At 53.4% G+C, this 18,506-nt stretch carries 8 protein-coding genes and 1 pseudogene; 7 read left to right on the forward strand and 2 right to left on the reverse strand.

Going from position 1 to position 18,506, the window contains the following annotated elements; all coding sequences use genetic code 11:
* Window positions 1-91: 91 nt before the first annotated feature.
* The 6 genes from IV493_RS06355 to IV493_RS06380 all read left to right on the forward strand — a co-directional run bounded on the left by IV493_RS06355 (window position 92) and on the right by IV493_RS06380 (window position 17,151).
* Window positions 92-1,204, forward strand: a complete 1,113-nt coding sequence (locus IV493_RS06355) for a beta-propeller fold lactonase family protein (RefSeq protein ID WP_195857935.1) — start codon at window positions 92-94, stop codon at window positions 1,202-1,204.
* A gap of 153 nt (window positions 1,205-1,357) precedes the next feature.
* The gene (locus IV493_RS06360) at window positions 1,358-1,513 is read left to right on the forward strand and encodes a hypothetical protein (protein ID WP_010670871.1); all 156 of its coding nucleotides are present in this window, start codon (window positions 1,358-1,360) and stop codon (window positions 1,511-1,513) included.
* Between the two features lie 408 nt (window positions 1,514-1,921).
* Window positions 1,922-3,589 (forward strand): ShlB/FhaC/HecB family hemolysin secretion/activation protein, encoded by a 1,668-nt coding sequence (locus tag IV493_RS06365; protein WP_195857936.1) that lies wholly within the window; start codon window positions 1,922-1,924, stop codon window positions 3,587-3,589.
* Window positions 3,590-3,604: 15 nt separating this feature from the next.
* Window positions 3,605-15,706 (forward strand): hemagglutinin repeat-containing protein, encoded by a 12,102-nt coding sequence (locus tag IV493_RS06370; protein WP_304622264.1) that lies wholly within the window; start codon window positions 3,605-3,607, stop codon window positions 15,704-15,706.
* Complete coding sequence (locus IV493_RS06375) at window positions 15,657-15,998, forward strand: hypothetical protein (protein WP_195857937.1); 342 nt, start codon at window positions 15,657-15,659, stop codon at window positions 15,996-15,998. Before IV493_RS06370 ends, IV493_RS06375 begins: the two co-directional genes overlap by 50 nt.
* Before the next feature lie 925 nt (window positions 15,999-16,923).
* Entirely contained in the window at window positions 16,924-17,151 is a 228-nt protein-coding gene (locus tag IV493_RS06380; RefSeq protein ID WP_195857938.1) for a SymE family type I addiction module toxin, read from the forward strand.
* 264 nt (window positions 17,152-17,415) lie between these two features.
* On the opposite strand, the gene IV493_RS06385 is transcribed toward IV493_RS06380, so the two are convergent.
* Both IV493_RS06385 and IV493_RS06390 read right to left on the reverse strand, forming a co-directional pair.
* The gene (locus tag IV493_RS06385; RefSeq protein WP_195857939.1) at window positions 17,416-17,796 is read right to left on the reverse strand and encodes a YidB family protein; all 381 of its coding nucleotides are present in this window, start codon (window positions 17,794-17,796) and stop codon (window positions 17,416-17,418) included.
* A gap of 26 nt (window positions 17,797-17,822) precedes the next feature.
* The gene (locus IV493_RS06390; protein ID WP_195857940.1) at window positions 17,823-18,083 is read right to left on the reverse strand and encodes a GlsB/YeaQ/YmgE family stress response membrane protein; all 261 of its coding nucleotides are present in this window, start codon (window positions 18,081-18,083) and stop codon (window positions 17,823-17,825) included.
* Window positions 18,084-18,236: 153 nt separating this feature from the next.
* On the opposite strand from IV493_RS06390, the pseudogene IV493_RS06395 reads away from it, so the two are divergent.
* Window positions 18,237-18,497: pseudogene (locus IV493_RS06395) on the forward strand (LysM peptidoglycan-binding domain-containing protein); the annotation flags it as partial.
* Window positions 18,498-18,506: the final 9 nt, after the last annotated feature.

Genomic DNA, 18,506 nt, shown 5'->3' on the forward strand with positions numbered 1-18,506 from the left:
TCAGTCAGTTGCACAAAGCCAGTCTCATCAGACAGGGTTAGCGTAATTCCTGCTGCGCATTGACGCAGACACTACTTATCAAGGTGACCCTATGATCCGTCTGAAAACGGCGCTGGCACTTCTGCCGCTGCTGTGTTGCACCCCGCTGTGGGCGACAACCTTTGTTTATGTGTCGAATGCCGAATCCGGCACGGTATCCCGCTATCAGCTCAGCGAGGCGAATGGCAGCCTGCAATGGCGGGGCGATACGCCCGCCGGGAAAAAGATTATGCCGCTCGCGGCCAGCCCGGATGGTAAACATCTCTATGGTGCGCTGCGCTCGCCGCCTTACGCAATCATCAGCTGGCGCGTCACCCGTCCACACGGTGATCTGCAGAAACTGGCGGTGACGCCGGTTACGGCCAGCTTTCCCTGGATCACTACCGATAAGCGCGGGCGCTACCTGCTGGCCGCCTCCTATAACAGCGATATCGTCACCAGTAACCGGATTGATGACAAAGGCATTGTGACCACGCAGGTCACCGGCGAAGTGAAAACCGGGCCGCATGCCCATTCGGTGATCACCGACGTCAGTAATCATTCGCTCTATGTTGGCAACCTTGGCGCTGATCGGGTACTGCAATATGCCTTCGCCAGTGACGGGGCCATCACGCCGCTGGGTGCGGGATTTGTGCAGGGCGAGAAGAACAGCGGCGCACGGCATTCCGTGATTTCACCGGACAATCGCTTCCTCTATAACCTCGCGGAGATGAGCGGCACCATTACGCAGTTCCGGCGCGCGGCCGATGGCACGCTGACGCCATTAAAAACCTGGCCCAACGCGGTGGCGAAGAAATATAACCTGCAGCATGGCGAGCAGCGTCCTGCGGGCTACAGCGATCCGACGCCGCGTATCTGGGCGGCAGACATTAAAATCACGCCGGATGGGCAATTTATCTATGTGACCGAGCGCACCTCCAGCACTGTCAGCGGTTACCGGGTCGATAAGCAGTCGGGTGAGTTAACACTCGTCAGTAGCTGGCCGGTGGAAAAACAGCCGCGCAGTATCGCGATCGATGCACAGGGCAAATGGCTGATCGTCAGCGGAGAAAAGAGTGCGGTGATTGGCAGCTACGCCATCAATCCCTCCAGCGGCGAACTTAAACGCGTCGCTGAAGCGCCAGCTGGTAAAGGTGCGAACTGGGTGACGCTGATAACGCAGTAAATGTTCTGAGCAGCCGGTGTCTGGCGGCGGCTGATGGTGTACCAGGCAAGGCGCGTTATGCCATTTTCGGCATAAGCAGCGCAGAAATTTTTGGTTCTGATCGGGCGCATAAGCGGGTTTACTCAGGGCATCAACTGATGCGGAGAACCTGAGATGAAACAGAAACTGATAGCCTGGTTTGAACAGCTGCTGAGCGGCCCTGTGGCGAGTGAGCGTGTACATGATATTAACGTTGAACTGCTGCTGCCACTGAGCCAGCTGTATGGACTGGAATACTATCCGGCAGTGCATCGCTACCATGAAAAATAATGGTTGCTGTGTTTTATCCGGTTAAAGGCCCGCTACTTTGCGGGCCTTTTTGCATTCAGGGCAGAGTGTCATTTGAAACCTCATCTCTGATCACGAAGATATCGCCATCACTGCTTTTAAACCTGTTAATACCTGCGTACTGCTATAAGTAACAATAATCCCGCGCGTATAAATATTTATGCATGCAGGACAATACTTTCATTCCCTTAACAATCAAAAAGAGCGGCATCCTGCGAAAGTTGCAAGACAGCTGTGAATTTGATTTAAGGATTAATTATTTACGGATAATTTCACTTTTTCCGAAATTACATATTTTTTTCAAGTCAATAAGGAACTTCTGATTGTTAAGGTGGTAGTCTGCACGCCTGTCCTTACACAAAACTTACAATAAGTGCCGTTAATACTTCGATGAAAATGCCTCATACAGGGAAGTGGCTGGTTTTCGGAGCCAGTTTGTTTATCAGCAATCTCATGGCTGCGCCGGTTACGCCCGGTGATCTTGACCTTATTCAGAATCAGCAGCAGCAGCGTCTGCAACAGGATCAGCAGCAGCGCGACGCGTTAACGCAGGCGCATCAGGTTGAGCTGCAAAAAACCGTGCCAGCTCCAGCCAGTGGTCCCTGTTTCGATATCCGCCAGATTACCCTGCAACAGGCGACGTTAATTACGCCAGATAAGCAGGCGAAACTCGTCGCGCCCTATATCAATCAGTGTCTGAGTCTGGCGCGCATTAATCAGCTGGTACGCGAAATATCAGAATGGTACGTCCAGCGCGGCTATATCACCAGCCGGGCCTTCCTGACAGAACAGAATCTGTCGCACGGCGTTTTAATTATCACCGTGCTGGAGGGACGGCTGGAAGAAATTCGGTTGCAGGGTGCCCGTTCACGTCAGTTGAAAATGGCATTCCCGACCGGTGCCGGTCGCATTTTAAATTTACGCGACATTGAACAGGGTATGGAGCAGATAAACCGGCTGCGTACCACGCCGGTTCAGATTGAAATCATCCCGTCAGCTAAGCCCGGTTATTCCATTGTCAATCTGACCAGCACACCTGAATTCCCGCTGACGCTGGGGCTGAATATAGACAACAGCGGCCAGCGAACGACAGGCACGGGTCAGCTTTCCGCCTCGCTGGTGGGTAATGACCTGCTGGGTATTGCCGATCGCTGGTTTGTCAGCGGCGGTCGCAGCAGTGCGTTCAGCGACTGGCGTGACGCGCAAAATTTCCAGGCGGGCGTCAGCGTGCCTTATGGCTATGGGCTGCTGGATTACAGCTATAGCTGGAGCAATTATCACAGCCGCTTTAACGCCAATAATTTCGACTGGTATAGCAACGGCGATAACATCTCTAACCGCCTGAGCGGCTCATGGGTGCTGTTCCGCAACGGGCAAATCAAAACCGGCGTTCAGCTCGGGCTGAACCATTATGTCAGCCATAACTGGCTGAACCAGACGCTGTTGCAAAGCAGCAGCCGCAAACTGACCAGTCTGCAGATCGGCTTTAACCATACACAAAAAGTCGCGGGCGGGGTGGCCACGCTTAACCCGATGCTGAGTCGCGGGATGCCCTGGTTTGATGCCGAAAGCGACAGCGGTAAAAATGACGATCTCCCCAAAGCTCAATTCCGCAAATGGAGTGTCAGCAGTAGCTATCAGCGACCGGTGACGCAGAAAATGTGGTGGCTGAGTAGTCTGTATGCCCAGTGGTCGCCCGATCGGCTTTATGGCAGCGAACGTCTGACGATTGGTGGTGAGAACTCGGTTCGTGGTTACAAAGAGCAATATCTTTCCGGTGATGTTGGCGGCTACCTGCGCAACGAACTCAACTACACGCTGTTTACCCTGCCAGCCATTGGCGAGGTCAGTACCACGCTGGCGCTGGATGGTGGATGGCTTCAGAGCGACAAACAGGATCGCTACGCCGCTGGCACCTTGTGGGGCAGTTCGCTCGGACTGGGTACCCGAAACGCGCACGTCTCCACTCAGCTGTCGCTGGGCATTCCTGTCAGCTATCCCGATTACCTTGCGCCTGATCGCCTCAGTGTGTACGCGCGTATTGGACTCGTTTTTTAAATAAAGGCCCCGATTATGGATGATCAATTAACGCTTTCACTGCCGCGGCGTCTGCTGAGCTATCTCATCTGCTCACTGATCGCTTTTCAGCCCCTGCTGCCTGCCTTTTCAGCCGCGATTACGCCTGCTACACAGGGTACCCAGGTCGATACTGCCGGTAATGGCGTGCCGGTTATCAACATCGCGACGCCAAATGCGTCAGGTCTGTCGCACAACCAGTATCAGAATTACAACGTCGGTCAGGAAGGGCTGATCCTGAATAACGCGACCGACCGGTTAACGCAGACACAACTCGGTGGACTCATCCAGAACAACCCGAATCTGAAAGCGGGGCAGGAAGCCCGGGCAATCATCAACGAAGTGGTCGGAGCCAACCGTTCGCAGCTTCAGGGCTACACCGAAGTGGGGGGTAAAGCGGCCAACGTGATGGTCGCTAACCCTTATGGCATCACCTGTAACGGCTGCGGCTTTATTAATACGCCAAACGTGACGCTCACCACCGGTAAGCCGCAGCTGGATGCACAGGGCAATCTGCAGTCGCTGGAAGTGACCAAAGGTGCAATCAGCATTGAGGGTAAAGGACTGGATGGCAGCCAGGCCGATGCGGTTTCGATCATCGCGCGCGCAACAGAAATCAACGCGGGCATTCATGCCAGGGATCTCAATGTGACGCTGGGCGCAAACCGGGTTGGCGCAGATGGCAGCGTGACTCCCATTGCGGGCGAGGGTGCTGCGCCATCGGTCGCCGTGGATACCGGCGCGCTGGGTGGCATGTACGCCAACCGTATCCATCTGGTCTCCAGCGAAAACGGCGTCGGCGTCAATCTCGGCAATCTGAATGCCCGGCAGGGCGATATGGTGCTGGATGCGCAGGGTCGCTTAAGCATCAACAATAGCCTGACCAGCGGCACGCTGACGGCAAATGGCAGCAGCATCGCCCTGCAGGGAGAACATAAAGCGGGTGGCAATGTCGCGCTGACAGCGCAGCAGGATATTGCTTTAACGGGCGCAAAACTGGGTAGCGACGCGGCGCTCGACCTGAACAGTCAGGGGCAGATAACGCTTAAAGGCAGCAGCCTGACGGCAGGCCAGACTGCCCGTCTCAGCGGCCACGCTCTGGATATTGATAACAGCAGCAGCGGCAATGCGGCAGACGCGATGCAGCTCTCTGCCACCGCGCAGCTACAGAATAGCGGTCAGATGACAGCTGGAAAGAAACTTGATCTTCAGGCCGCACAGATCATTAACAGTGGCAGCCTGACTAGTCAGGGTGACCTGCAGGTTCGCACCAGCACGCTGCAGCAGCAGGGTATGTTACTGGCTCAGGGTAATAACAGTGTCGTTGCCGGACAGCTCAGCAATGACGGTGAGATCAGCGGCAGCAGCCTGAACATTCAAAGCGGGGCAATCAATAACGGGGGCAGGCTGTTAAGCACTGGCGATGCGCTGATCAGCGCGGACAGCGTGCAGCAGCGCGGCACCCTTTCAGCCAGCAACATTAATCAGCTTAACGTTACCGGCACGCTGAACAACAGCGGTGAAGTGAGCGGGAGCAGTCTGAATATCCACAGTGGATCGCTGCTTAACAGCGGGAATCTGCTGGGCAGTCAGCAGACAGATATTACCTCTGGCATCCTGCAGCAGGATGGAACGCTCTCATCCCAGGGCAGATTGCAGCTGAAAGTCGCCGATCGGTTAAGTAACAGCGGTGAACTGAGCGGAAATAGCCTGGATATAACCAGCGGCACGCTCGACAACAGCGGAAAAATGATCAGCAGCGGCGATGCCCTGCTCACCGCTAATCGTCTGAATCAGGACGGCACGCTCTCCGCGCAGGGGAATACAGCGCTTAATATCGCTGACACCTTCAGCAACAGCGGCAATATGATCAGTCAGCGTCTGCAAATTGATGCCCCGACACTGATTAATAGCGGCGAGATGGTGAGTCATAGCGATGCTGTGATGAACGCCGATACGCTACAACAAAACGGCTCGCTCACGGCCCGGGGTGACGCGCAGCTGACTGCCCGTGGCTGGCTGGAAAATCAGGGCGCCATCAGCAGTCAGAACGCCCTCATCCTGAACAGCGCGCAGCTGCGCAATACAGGTTCATTAACTGCACCCAATCTGACTCTCACCGCCGGGCAAATCACTAATAGCGGCCTGCTGCAGGGCACTAAGCTGCTCTCCTTCCATACCGGGCAGCTGGATAACCTGGCTGCGGGTACGATCAGCTCTGACAACGACTTTGCACTCGCGCTGCCGCAGCTCAATAACAGCGGATTGCTCACCAGCGGCAAAACCCTGACTGTCACAGGCGACCAGATGAACAACAGCGGAGAGATCAACGCTGCCAGCCTGAGCACCACACTCAAAAACTTACATAATCAGCAGGGCGGTAAATTGCTGGCAGATGATCAGCTCCGGTTACAGGGCGATGCGCTGATCAATCAGGGAACGATGGCTGCCGGCACGCTGAACAGTGATGTCAGTCAGATCACTAACAGCGGAACGGTCCAGGGCGACAAGGCATTGTCATTGCAGGGCGGCGCGTTAACCAACAACGGCACGCTGCTGAGCGCAGGCCAGCTGAGTGTGAAACAGCAGACGCTGGACAACAGCGGACTGATGCAGGGTAAACAGCTGACAGTGAAGGCTGACCACTGGCAGAACAGCGGCAATGCCCTGAGCGAAGCCGACGCCGATCTGCAGAGCGATACCCTGGTCAATAGTGGCAAAATTCTGGGGCAGCAGGGCATCGCACTGAAATCTGACCACACCGATAACAGCGGCTGGCTGATTGCACAGGCGCTGACGCTGCGCGGTGACATGATCAACAGCGGCCTGATCCAGGGAAACCAGCAGATGACGCTGCAGGGCAACCAACTGGACAATCAGCAGGGCGGCCAGTTGCTCAGTGACGGCACGCTGGACGGTGACTTTGTTGCTTTAAATAACCACGGTGCAATGCAGGCCGGGGAGATGACATTTAACGCGGGGACGTTGCAGAACGACGGTACCGTTCTTAGCGGAAAAGCATTCACCGCTGTGATTAACGGTGCGCTGACCAACAGCGGCAGTCTGCTCAGCCAGCAGCAGATGAATCTGCAGGCAGCAGAGATTGATAATCAGGGCACACTGGCGGCGGATAAGCTCAGCCTGCGTGCGCCAGTGCTCAGCAACGCTGGTCTGCTGCAGGGCAACAGCATCTTAATGCTGGATCATCAGCAACTGCATAACCTCAATGGCGGGCAGTTGATCGCCGGAGGACCGCTGACGCTGACCTTAGATCAGCTGGATAACGCCGGGCTGATGCAGGTTAACGGTGCGCTTGCGGTCAACGGCAACCGTCTCAACAACAGCGGACGCCTGTTGAGTGACAACCTTGATCTTAAGATTAGCGATACGCTGACGAACAGCGGGACGGGTCAGATCGTGACCGGTCAGCAGGCCGATCTGAACGCACAAACCCTCACTAATAGCGGCCAGATTGCAGCCGGGCAACTCAGCGCCAGCGGCAATACGCTGGAAAACGGCGGGCTGCTACAGGGCAACGCGCTGCTGGATCTCGGATTTGCTCAGACCCTCAATCACAACAATGGGCAACTGCTAAGCGGCGATCGGCTGATCGTCAGCGGTGGCAGCGCGACCAATGATGGCAGCTGGCAGGGTCAGCAACTCGACGTCACGCTGGATTCGCTTACCAATCGCGGCAGCATCAATGGCATCAGCGCCTTGCGCGCTGACATCACCAAGGATCTGATCAACAGTGGCTCGCTGGTCAGTCAGGGAGAAAGCGACCTGAACGCCAGCACGCTAAGCAACAGCGGCAAAGTGATGGCGAACCGGCTGGGGCTTCAGACCACCAGCCTGAACAACGACGGTCTGTTACAGGGCAATACGGCGCTGACTGCTCAGGCCGATAACATCACCCAATCAGCCGGTGGCAAAACGCTGAGCGGCGGAACACTGACGCTCAATGCAGGCCAGATTAACACTCAGGGGCTGCTGCAGGGCGAGCAGGCAACGGTTATTGCGGATAACTGGCTGCATCAGGGATCGCTACTGGGCAGCAAAGATCTGAACGTCAGCATCAGCAATGAGCTGCATAACACCGGCTCTCTGCTGAGCCAGGACAAAGCCCAGGTTGCGGCTGGCACGCTTAACAACAGCGGCTCACTGCTCAGTGAAGGGGCAATGACGCTGAACGGTGCCGCGCTGAATAACAGCGGTTCGGTGCAGGGTAAAACCCTGACTATCACACCCGCCCGCGTGATGAATCAGGGCAGCCTGATTGGTTTGCAGGCATTAACGTTTGCGGCAATGCCACAGGTGAGCGGGCGAATGCTGCTCAGGGCGCTGGCCGCACCAGCACGTCAGCTGATCAATAATCAGGGCGGATCGCTGCTGACGCAGGGCACGCTGAACATCAACGGCGATGACGTTGTGAATAACGGCAGCTGGCAGGGTCAGCAGATCCTGCTGAATGCCCGACAACTGACCAATAATGGCGCGATCCAGAGTGCGGATGCGCTGCAACTGATTCTGGCGGACCGCCTTGATGCGGGCGCGGGCAGCAAGATTTCGGCGAATGGTTCGGCGGTACTGCAGGCACTGTCACTGACCAATCAGGGCGAATGGATAGCCAGAAACCTGACGCTGCGCGGTGACACGTTAAACAATAACGGCGCCGTGACCGGTGTAGAGGCGCTGACGGTGGGCCTTAACGGTGCTCTGACCCAGCAGCAGGATAAAACGCTGCTCAGCGCGGGCAGGCTGACGCTTCAGTCATCCTCGCTCAATAATGCCGGACGCGTGCAGGGCGGCGACCTGCAGATCACCAGTGGTGCGGTGGAGAACAACGGGCGCTTACAGGGTGACAACAGCCTGCTGGTCAATGCGGGTGGACGCATTACCAACGGTGGTAACGGCGCCATGCTCACGCAAAACGCCCTGACGCTGACCGCGCCGGAACTGTTTAACTATGGCCTGATTCAGGGCAATGGCAACGGTGTCGCGACGATAACCGGCTTAACGCAAAATGATGGACGGTGGCTCTCGGGCGGCGCGCAGACACTCAATACATCGCAGTTGAATAACAACGGCTGGTTGCAGGCGTCACAGCTGATTCTCAATGCGACCAATGCCAGCAACAATGGAACGCTGCTGGCCGACGGCCAGGGCACGCTGACCGGCAATGGCTTCAGCAACCAGGGCACAGCCCAGGGCGGCAACCTTGAGATTAATTATCAGCAGGTAAATAACAACGGTACGCTGCTGGGTAACAACCGGCTAAGTGTGATGGCCGCTCAGGTCGGTCAGCAAGGTAGTGGTCGTCTGTTTAGCGGCGGCGACCTGCTGGTTCACAGCAACGGCTTTGACCAGAACGGTCAGGTGGTGGCGCTGGATAACGCCACGCTGGAAATCGCGAATGGTTTTACCGGTCGCGATGTGCTGGCGGCGGGCGGGCGACTCACCGTCAGCAGTAATGGCGCGATAGATAACCAGGGCACGATGCAGGGCGGGGCGCTGACGCTGAGTGCAGGCGGCGATCTCACCAATAGTGGTCAGCTCACTACCGGTTCGGGTGACAGTGCCTTAAGCGGCAACCGCATCGCCATAAACGGAAATGGCAGTCTGCAGGGCGGCGGTAATATCAGCCTGAACAGCCGCAGTGACATCACGGTTGATGGTTTTACGGGTACGTTGGGCAATCTGACCCTCAGTGCACCGGGCAGCATCGTTAACACCGCGCTGCTCTACGCGGGCGGTAATCTCTCGCTGTTTGCTAACAGTATTCGTAACCAGCGTGCCGATATGCTGGCAGGCGGCAGTTTGTGGCTTCAGGGCGATGCCGCGGGTAATGCCAACGGCGAGGTGATTAATAACTCCGGCACCATCGAAACGCAGAACGGCGATATCACGATTAATACGGGACATTTGCTGAATACGCGGGATGGGTTGAGTACCTCAACATCTATCCAAAAAAGCGCAGACTTACCCTCCTGGTTGGGTAAGAGTAGCGTCAATATCAGATTGGGCGAACTAGAGGCTGATGAGCTTGGCTTCTATACCAAACACGTTAGGTCAGGAGGCAGCCCGGGCAAGGGGAATGGTTCAGATGATGATCATTATTATCTTGCACCTAATGCCAAAGGTGCCGTTAAAAAATATTTGACTAACACCATATTTAATAATGTTAATGCAAATGGTGGTGCTGGCCGGATTGCATCAGCTAACGGGTTGCGAATTTCAGCTCAAAAGTTAGAAAATCTTGCCAGTACTATCCTCGCTAATGGAGATATAGTTTTATCTGGTAATCAACTAAACAATCAGTCTTTCCAGGACGGTCAACAGAATCAGTATACAACTTATAAATACTCGGGAAGTACTGGCGGGAAGTTTACTAAAAATATCGATCTTGCATTCTTCGACCCGAAATCTGAGCGGTGTTGTTTTAGAGAAAATACGACTAACTCTCAAGTTAAGTACGTACTTTTAGGCCAGCCCATAACTGAAGACGTTGGACCAGTGCAAATTTTCCGCGCCGTTATTCAGGCCGGAGGCAATGTCTCTGCTAATTTCAGCGGAGATATCAGCAATACCAACACCACCGCGAATGCTGGCTGGAGTGGTAATACACTTTCTGCTCCCGCCCTGCGCGGGTTGACTGCCATAGGCACCACTGGCGCGCAGTCTCACCAGCCGCTGGCTAATGCCGATAAAGCCGCAATCAATACGCCGCAATGGCGCGATCAGCTGCAGAATGCGTTGCAGCAGGTCAATGGCGCAGGGGCGCTGGAGAGTGCTTCACCGGGTAGTGCACAGCTCACGCAATATTCTCCGGCGGGTAAAAACAACGCCGCACTGGGTAAAGCCGTCAACCTGACAAATGCTCCTCAGGGTCCTGCATCGCTGCATAACTATAAGGCCGCTGAGGTCGATATCAGCGCCTATCCATTACCTTCAGGTGAGAACGGTTACTTTGTCGCGTCGAACAACAATAGCCGCTATCTGATTACCGTTAACCCCAAACTCAATGGTCTGGGCCAGCTGGATCAGAGCCTGTTCGGCGAGCTGAATGCAAAGCTGGGCAAACAGCCTGCTACCACGCCATTACAGGAAACACGTCCTCAGTATACCGATGAGAAAGCTTTCCTCGGCTCCTCATACATGCTCGATCGTCTGAACCTGAAGCCAGATTATGATTATCGTTTTCTCGGCGATGCGGCATTTGATACCCGCTACGTCAGCAATGCGGTATTGAACCAGACCGGCAATCGCTACATCAATGGCCTGGGATCCGATCTTGCCCAGATGCGCTATCTGATGGACAACGCTGCAGCGGCGCAGCAGTCGCTGGGCCTGGAGTTTGGTGTTTCACTCTCCGCTGAGCAACTCGCCTCTTTAGACAAGAGCATGGTCTGGTGGGAAGCCACCACGATCAACGGTGAAACGGTGATGGTGCCGAAGCTCTATCTGTCGACAAAAGATGTGGAAATGCGCGATGGCAGCGTGATTGCCGGGAACAACGTGACGCTGAACGGCGGGAACGTCACCAACACCGGCAGTAGCGTGATGGCCAAAAACGATCTGACCATCGACAGCCAGAATACGCTCAGTAACCTCAACGCCGGTCTGCTCCATGCGGGTGGCGATATGCAACTTAGCGCGTTGAACGATATCAACAACGTCAGCGCGACTATTAGCGGTAAAAAGGTGGCGCTGGAGAGTGTTAACGGTGACATCAACAACCTGACTACGTCGCAGCTCTGGCATCTGGATGCAGACAACGGTAAGGGTGCGAAGAAATCCTATACCGAAACCCTGAGCGGGCCAATGGCGAGCATCACTTCGCTAGATTCACTGAGCCTCAAGGCGGGCAACGATATTGCCGTCACCGGCGCTAACCTCAAAGCGGGTAGCGATCTGCTGCTTAACGCCTGGAATGATATTGCCATTACCGGCAATCAGAACGTCACTGGCAGCGCGCAGTCCGGTTCCGGAAATCGCTGGCAAAAAGTTGATGCGACCAGCACTAAGACCGTCCATACCGTCGGCAGCCAGATTGCCGCAGGCGGCAATCTGGCGATGCAGGCGGGCCACGATCTGACGGTTACCGCCAGCAGCATCAACGCCGGCAAAAACGCGGCGCTGGCAGCCGGTAACGATCTTAATCTCAACAGCGCGACGACCAGCCAGAGTGATGTGAAGGGCAAACGTGAAACCCATTCAACCGGTCTGGATCGCACGACGCTGACCAGCGGCGGCGATTTAGCCCTTCAGGCCGGACGCGATCTTAATAGCCAGGCGGCAGGTATTGCCGCAGACAAAGATGTCACCTTACAGGCAGGGCGTGACGTCAATCTGCTGGCGGCTGAAACCGGATCTGGCAATAGCTACAAATCCGGCAAGAAGGTTGAGATTAATGAGTCGGTACGCCAGCAGGGCACTGAAATTGCCAGCGGTGGGAGTACGACGGTTAAAGCGGGTAGGGATGTTAACAGTGAAGCGGCTCAGGTTACCGCCAGCGGTAATATCGCGGTGGGTGCCGGACGTGACATCAACCTGACGACTGTAACTGATAGCGATTATGCCTACAAAGAAGAGACCAAAACCAAAAAAGGATTCTTAAGTAAAAAGACCACTCATACCATCAGCGAAGACAGTGGTACCCGTGAAAATGGCACCCTGCTGAGCGGCGACAATGTCACACTCAATGCGGGCAACAATTTACTTGTCCAGGGTTCACAGGTCGTTGGCGATGGCACCGTAGCGCTCAAAGCCGGTAACAACGTAGATATTGTTGCTGCGACCAATACAAACTCAACCTGGCGTTTTTCAGAAACAAAGAAAAGCGGCCTGATGGGAACCGGCGGCATCGGCATCACGGTGGGCAGCAGTAAATCGGTCCATGACTTACGTGACAAGGGCACCACCCAGAGCCAGAGCGCCAGCACTGTTGGCAGCACGGGCGGTAACGTCAGCATTGTTGCGGGTGAACAGGCTCATGTCAGCGGCTCAGATCTGGTGGCGGGACGTGACCTCGCCATTACCGGCGACAGCGTGATCATCGATCCGGGTCATGATAAACGGATTCATGATGAACTGTTTGAGCAGAAGAAGAGCGGGCTGACACTGGCGTTATCCGGGGTGGTGGGTGAAGCCATTAATAACGCGGTTGCGGCGGCACAGACATCGAAAAAAGAGAGTGACGGTCGCCTTGCTGCCCTGCAGGCTACCAAAGCCGCGCTTTCAGGCGTGCAGGCCGTGCTGGGCGGGCAGCTGGCGGAAGCGAGCGCCGATCCCAACAACGGCCTGGGCGTCAGCCTTTCCCTGACCACACAGAAATCAAAATCGCAGCAGCATCAGGCGTCCGACAGCGTCGCAGGATCCACGCTCAATGCCGGTAAGAACCTTTCCATTACCTCTGCCGGTAAGGGCAGTGGCGAGCACAGCGGCGACATTCTTATTGCCGGTAGCCAGCTGAAAGCTGCAGGTAATAGCAGCCTCAATGCTGCCAGGGACATTTTACTCAGCGGGGCGGCCAACACTCAGGAAAGCAGCGGTAAAAACAGCAGCAGCGGCGGCGGCGTGGGCATCAGTTTTGGTGCCGGACAGGGCAGCGCGGGTATCAGCATTTTTGCCAGCGTTAACGGCGCCAAAGGTAAGGAGAGCGGCAACGGTACGCGCTGGTCTGAAACCACCCTGGACAGCGGCGGCAGGGTAAGCCTGAACAGTGGAAGAGATACCACGCTCAACGGCGCGCAGGTCAGCGGTAATCAGGTGACGGCCGATGTGGGCCGGGATCTGACCATCACCAGCCAGCAGGACAGCGACCGTTACGATTCAAAACAGACCAGCTACGGCGCGGGCGGCAGCTTCACCTTTGGCTCAATGACGGTGTCCGGCTATGCGAGCGTCAACCAGGACAAAATGCACAGCAACTTTGACAGCGTGCAGGAGCAGAGCGGTATCTATGCCGGTAACGACGGCTTTGACATCACCGTCGGCAATCATACCCAGCTGAACGGTGCGGTCATCGCCAGCCAGGGCGATGCGGCAGACAACCGTCTGGATACCGGTACGCTCGGCTTCACCGATATCGGCAATGCGGCGGACTACAGGATCAGCCACAGCGGCGGCAGCATCGCGCTGTCCAGCGGTGGCGGCATGGGTGCGCAGATGCTTGCCAACGCCGCCTCCAACAGTGCCAGCACGCTGTTATCGGGTCTGAATAATAAAGGGCACGCCGAAGGCACCACCCAGGCCGCCGTGGCAAATGGCACAATCATTGTCCGCGATCAGAACAGGCAGACCCAGGACGTATCGGCGCTCAGCCGTGACACCGAACATGCCAACGACAGCATCAGCGCGATCTTTGACAAAGAGAAAGAGCAGAAGCGGCTTCAGACCGCTCAGCTAGCCGGTGAAATCAGCGGCCAGATGACGAACATCGTCACGACCATGGGCGATATCAAAGGCCTTGAGAAAGCGCAAAGTGCCAAGAACGCCGAGACGCTGCCCGCCGGAGCAACGGAAAAACAGCGGGTAGACTGGCTGGAGAAAATGCGTGATTCGCCAGAGTATCAGGCGGAGATGAAGCAGTGGGGTATCGGCAGCACGTCGCAGAAGGTCGCACAGACGGTCGGCAGCATTCTGACGGGGCTGGTGACCGGCAATGCAGGTCAGGCGGTCGCAGGCGGCCTTAATCCGTGGGCAGCGCAGCTGATTAAGAAGGAAACGACCGACGCTTCCGGCAACGTTGATGTGGCAACCAATGCCATGGCGCATGCGGTGTGGGGTGCGGTATCATCGCAGATGTCCGGGGGAAGTGCGGCGGCGGGTGCGGCGGGAGCATTCAGCGGTGAGCTTGCTACCCGCTACATCGCAGAGAAATACTGGGGCGCGGACACGCCGGAGAAGATAGCGGCACTGGGGCAGGAAGACCGTGAGCAGCTGAGCCTGCTGGGCACGCTGGCGGCAGGACTGGCGGGCGGCATGGTGGGTAACAGCAGTGCTGCGGCGACGAGCGGCGCGGTTGCCGGGAAGAATGCGGTTGAGAATAATGCACTGAGTGCTCCAGATGAAAAGAAACGTCAGGATACGAAGTGGTCACTACCTTATTTGGAAGGAGAAAAGAAACAGCAGGCAGAAGAGTTAGTCAGTGACCTGGATGCGAAAGATAAGGCATTCGATGCAGCGCTGGACTCAGCCTGTAAAAGACTGTCTTCAGCAGCATGTAAGGGGATGCGGCAGGAACTGGCGTCAATGGGTAAAAGCTACAGCGAGCAGCTTGATGGCCAGTACATCGGTAATATGGGTAGTATCTACAAGACAGGTAAAGGCCAGGTCGATGCGCTGATATGGCAATATGCTACTGCGGATGCGAAAGCAGAGCGTGACGCTAACGTCAATCGCATTGCTGAAAACTGGGGTGTGAGTAAGCAAACCGCGAACTTTCTTTATACCTCGATGGCTGGTGTTCATACCGTTGCAGCGATTGGTGGTGCAGTTTATGGGCTGAAAGGCGCTGAGGATTCGCTCACAACTAAACCAGTAGGAAATCCTTCAGCTTTCGATACTAACTTAGCTAATGTAGATAGGTTATCTCCGCCGGCAACCTCTGATAGAGTATTTAATCTTGGTACTAAGATAGATAATAGTTTGGCTCTGACAAGTAAAGAAAAATTGCCGGACAGTATAATTTCTACTTTTAAAGCAGGTAATTATGAAACCGCTATCACGAAGGAACCGATTACACTTTATAGAAAATTTGGTGGTTCGGAAAGCCAGGCTAAACTAGATGGAGGTTATGCTACAACATCTGAAAATTTGGGCAGGGATGAAACGGCTGTTTACAAAAAATGGAGTACGACACAATTCGAAGCTCAGATTGAAGTACCCGAAAATACTAAATTAAATATAGGGTTCGTTGGTGAGCAACCTCCGTTGAGCAAAAATCCGAAATATTCTGGTGGTGCTGATCAAATCTTGTTACCAAGAAATTACTCTTCCGATTGGATTAAAACTATTCGGGATGGGAAAACTGGAAAGGTGTATACTTATGATGAGTTCAAAAAAGCCTTTCCAGAACAGGTTTCCAGGGGGAAATAAATTGCTTTCTGAAAAAGATATTGTTGATATTGAAAGGTTAATAACCTTACTGAATGATGTCATTGATTACTTGATAAATGATGGCAGTAAAGAGACTTGCTATACTGACTTAACTAAGTCACTAAGGATCCTGAAAAATAGAGAAACTACAGGGCTCAGTAATGTAAGTAAATATATTATGAGTGATTTTAGAATGATGATAGATAGAGGTCAGTATGGAGGAGGAATAGATGTTATCACCGATGAGATATGCCAAATAATTAAGTTGAATCCTATGTTCAGCAGATCATAAGTTAGCATTAATTGAGAAAGACCCGGTCGCCTGAGCCGGGATATTTGATGTCCTTTTCATTTAGCAATCGGTCATGGGCTACTGACTTCTCCCCAGATTATATCCTTAAAGTTTGATGTGATTTATGGGGCTGGGAAATTTTTGCCCCGAAAATTTCGATGGTTCTGATGGATTAGGAGACGCTTAACCTACTAAATACTTCTGAAATAGCAGATGTGTTAAGGAAAAACTTAGGGAAATGAATAACTATTGGTCTTAAGGTGTAGTCGAAGATTGATCTTTTTATTGTGCTGAAATCTTGCCAACTTACGCAAGATTTGTGCTTTTAAGTCATAAAACTAAGTCATAAAACGCCATCTTACTGCTGCGGCAATAGGAGTACATTGGGTGCAACGTTAATCTCAAGTTGTTTCTTATAGGCGCGCCTGGTTCTAGGTAGTTAAACACGCTGGTGGTCAGTGCGACGTCCAGCAATACCCAATCTACTTCCAAATCTTGTCTCTGTTGAATGACATCGTAAAATGCTTTCCAATTGGCCGCATCAGTGACGGAGAGTGTGAAGTGCGCTCGTCGCAATGCTTCTTAATAGAGCGCAATATAAAAAGTAGTATCTGATGTTCGAGGCAGGAAACTTCGTTTAGTATCTGCGAGTTCTGTTCCAGTTTTGCCTGTTGTCACCCAACGTTAATCGCCGTATTCTTATCCTGCGCCTGCAAAATCAGGCTACGGAATTGGAACTCCGGTTAAGCATACTGGCGACAATTTTTTATTGTCGTACGTCTCGCTTCACCTCAATGGTGGGCTGGGCGAGGGCACCTTAGGGTGCGCCGGTTCAGTGTGCCCGGTAGTTCCAACCTCGTTCAGTCTGCCACCCATGAGATTGGAACCTCAGGTGGCGATTCAGATGCATACTGGAGACTTCCCTATGAACGCGAACCTCGATCAACGCCATTTCTCAATTAAAAGCGCACCATCTAAAACACAACGTCGCTATACCATCGGCTATCAGCCTAAACGTGGTGATTGCACTACACCTACAATACATCTGAGCGGGAAATGGCTGCGCGAAGCAGGATTTGATACCGGAACCGTTATTACGGTGAAGATTGAGCAGGGTTGTCTTTTGTTGATTCCGGAAAGTGTTCAAATGTAATTTTCTAATGCAGGTAAATGGCTCACATAATGTGAGTTGATTCAGTCAGTGATTGTGATAACACCTGTCTGGTGGATTCACCTGGCAAGCTAAATGCAGATGATCCTAAAGTTGAATCTTGATATTTGCTATAGGGTCATCTGAATAATTTCTATCAACGTTGAAAAGAGCTTGCCAAAAATTGACTTAATTAATCCTGACTAACCCAAAAGATAAAAGCCTCATACTCTCGCAGCAGGCTTTTATCTTCCAATTGCATCATACTCAGTGCATCAACTGACTGACCAGCCCGGTGAGATCGGCTTTTTTATCAATCACGCCCGCTGAAGATGCCTTATCCACCAGCTGTGGCAGATATTTGACCAGCAGATTCAGTGCATCGCTGGTGTTGATACCCATCCGCGCAGCCAGCTGTTCAATGGCCTCAGAGTTAATCATCTTCTGCACCAGATCGCTGCTCAGGGCAACGTTCTGCTGATCGCCCAGCCAGGAGTTAACCACCTCACTGTACTCGCCGCTCTGGAGGTGGCTCACGATAGTGTGTAAACCGCCTTGCTGCTCCACCCATTGCAGCACACCTTTCACTTCCTGACTGGTCTGATTATTCAGGCCGCACATGGCCAGTACTGTTTCCAGCAAACTCATTTTATTATTCCCCGAATACTAATCTGTTAAGCCTGTTTACATGCTCTGATTTTATGAATAACAAACAGCACAATAATTGAACCCAGGGTTGCAATCGCAATGCTGTAAATATTGAAACCACTGACCTTGCCAAAGCCCAGAGCCGTACTGGCGACACCGCCAATCAGCGCGCCGATAATACCCAGAATCATGGTCATGAAAATGCCCATATGTTCTTTACCTGGCATAATACATCTGGCGATAATACCGGCGAGCAAACCAAATACAACCCATGACATTATACCCATCAATTAACATCCTTCTTTTTATATAAATTACTGCACGTTTAGCAGTGGTTTAATCCAAGAAATAAAAGCAGGTGTATCGTACGCCGCGTAGTATTTGTCTGGCAATCCTGTTTTTTTAATTAAATTAAACGTATCGGAAACGATAGGGCAGTAATTATGAGCATTCTGGATAATATTAAAAATATTGGCGATGAGTTGTTACATAGCGTTGATAAAAATGTTGAGAATAAGACTGATGCCTCAGCAGCAGGTGTCCGCACTTATACGGTCAAATCCGGGGACACGCTCAGCGCAATCGCTAAGCAGTTATATAATGACGCATCAAAATATATGAAAATCTTTGAGGCGAATAAAAACATCCTTAGCAACCCGGATAATATTGCGCCGGGTCAGGTACTGACTATTCCCGAGTAATCGTTAGCC

The sequence above is a fragment of the Pantoea sp. SM3640 genome (assembly GCF_015654165.1).
Lineage (GTDB): Bacteria > Pseudomonadota > Gammaproteobacteria > Enterobacterales > Enterobacteriaceae > Pantoea > Pantoea vagans.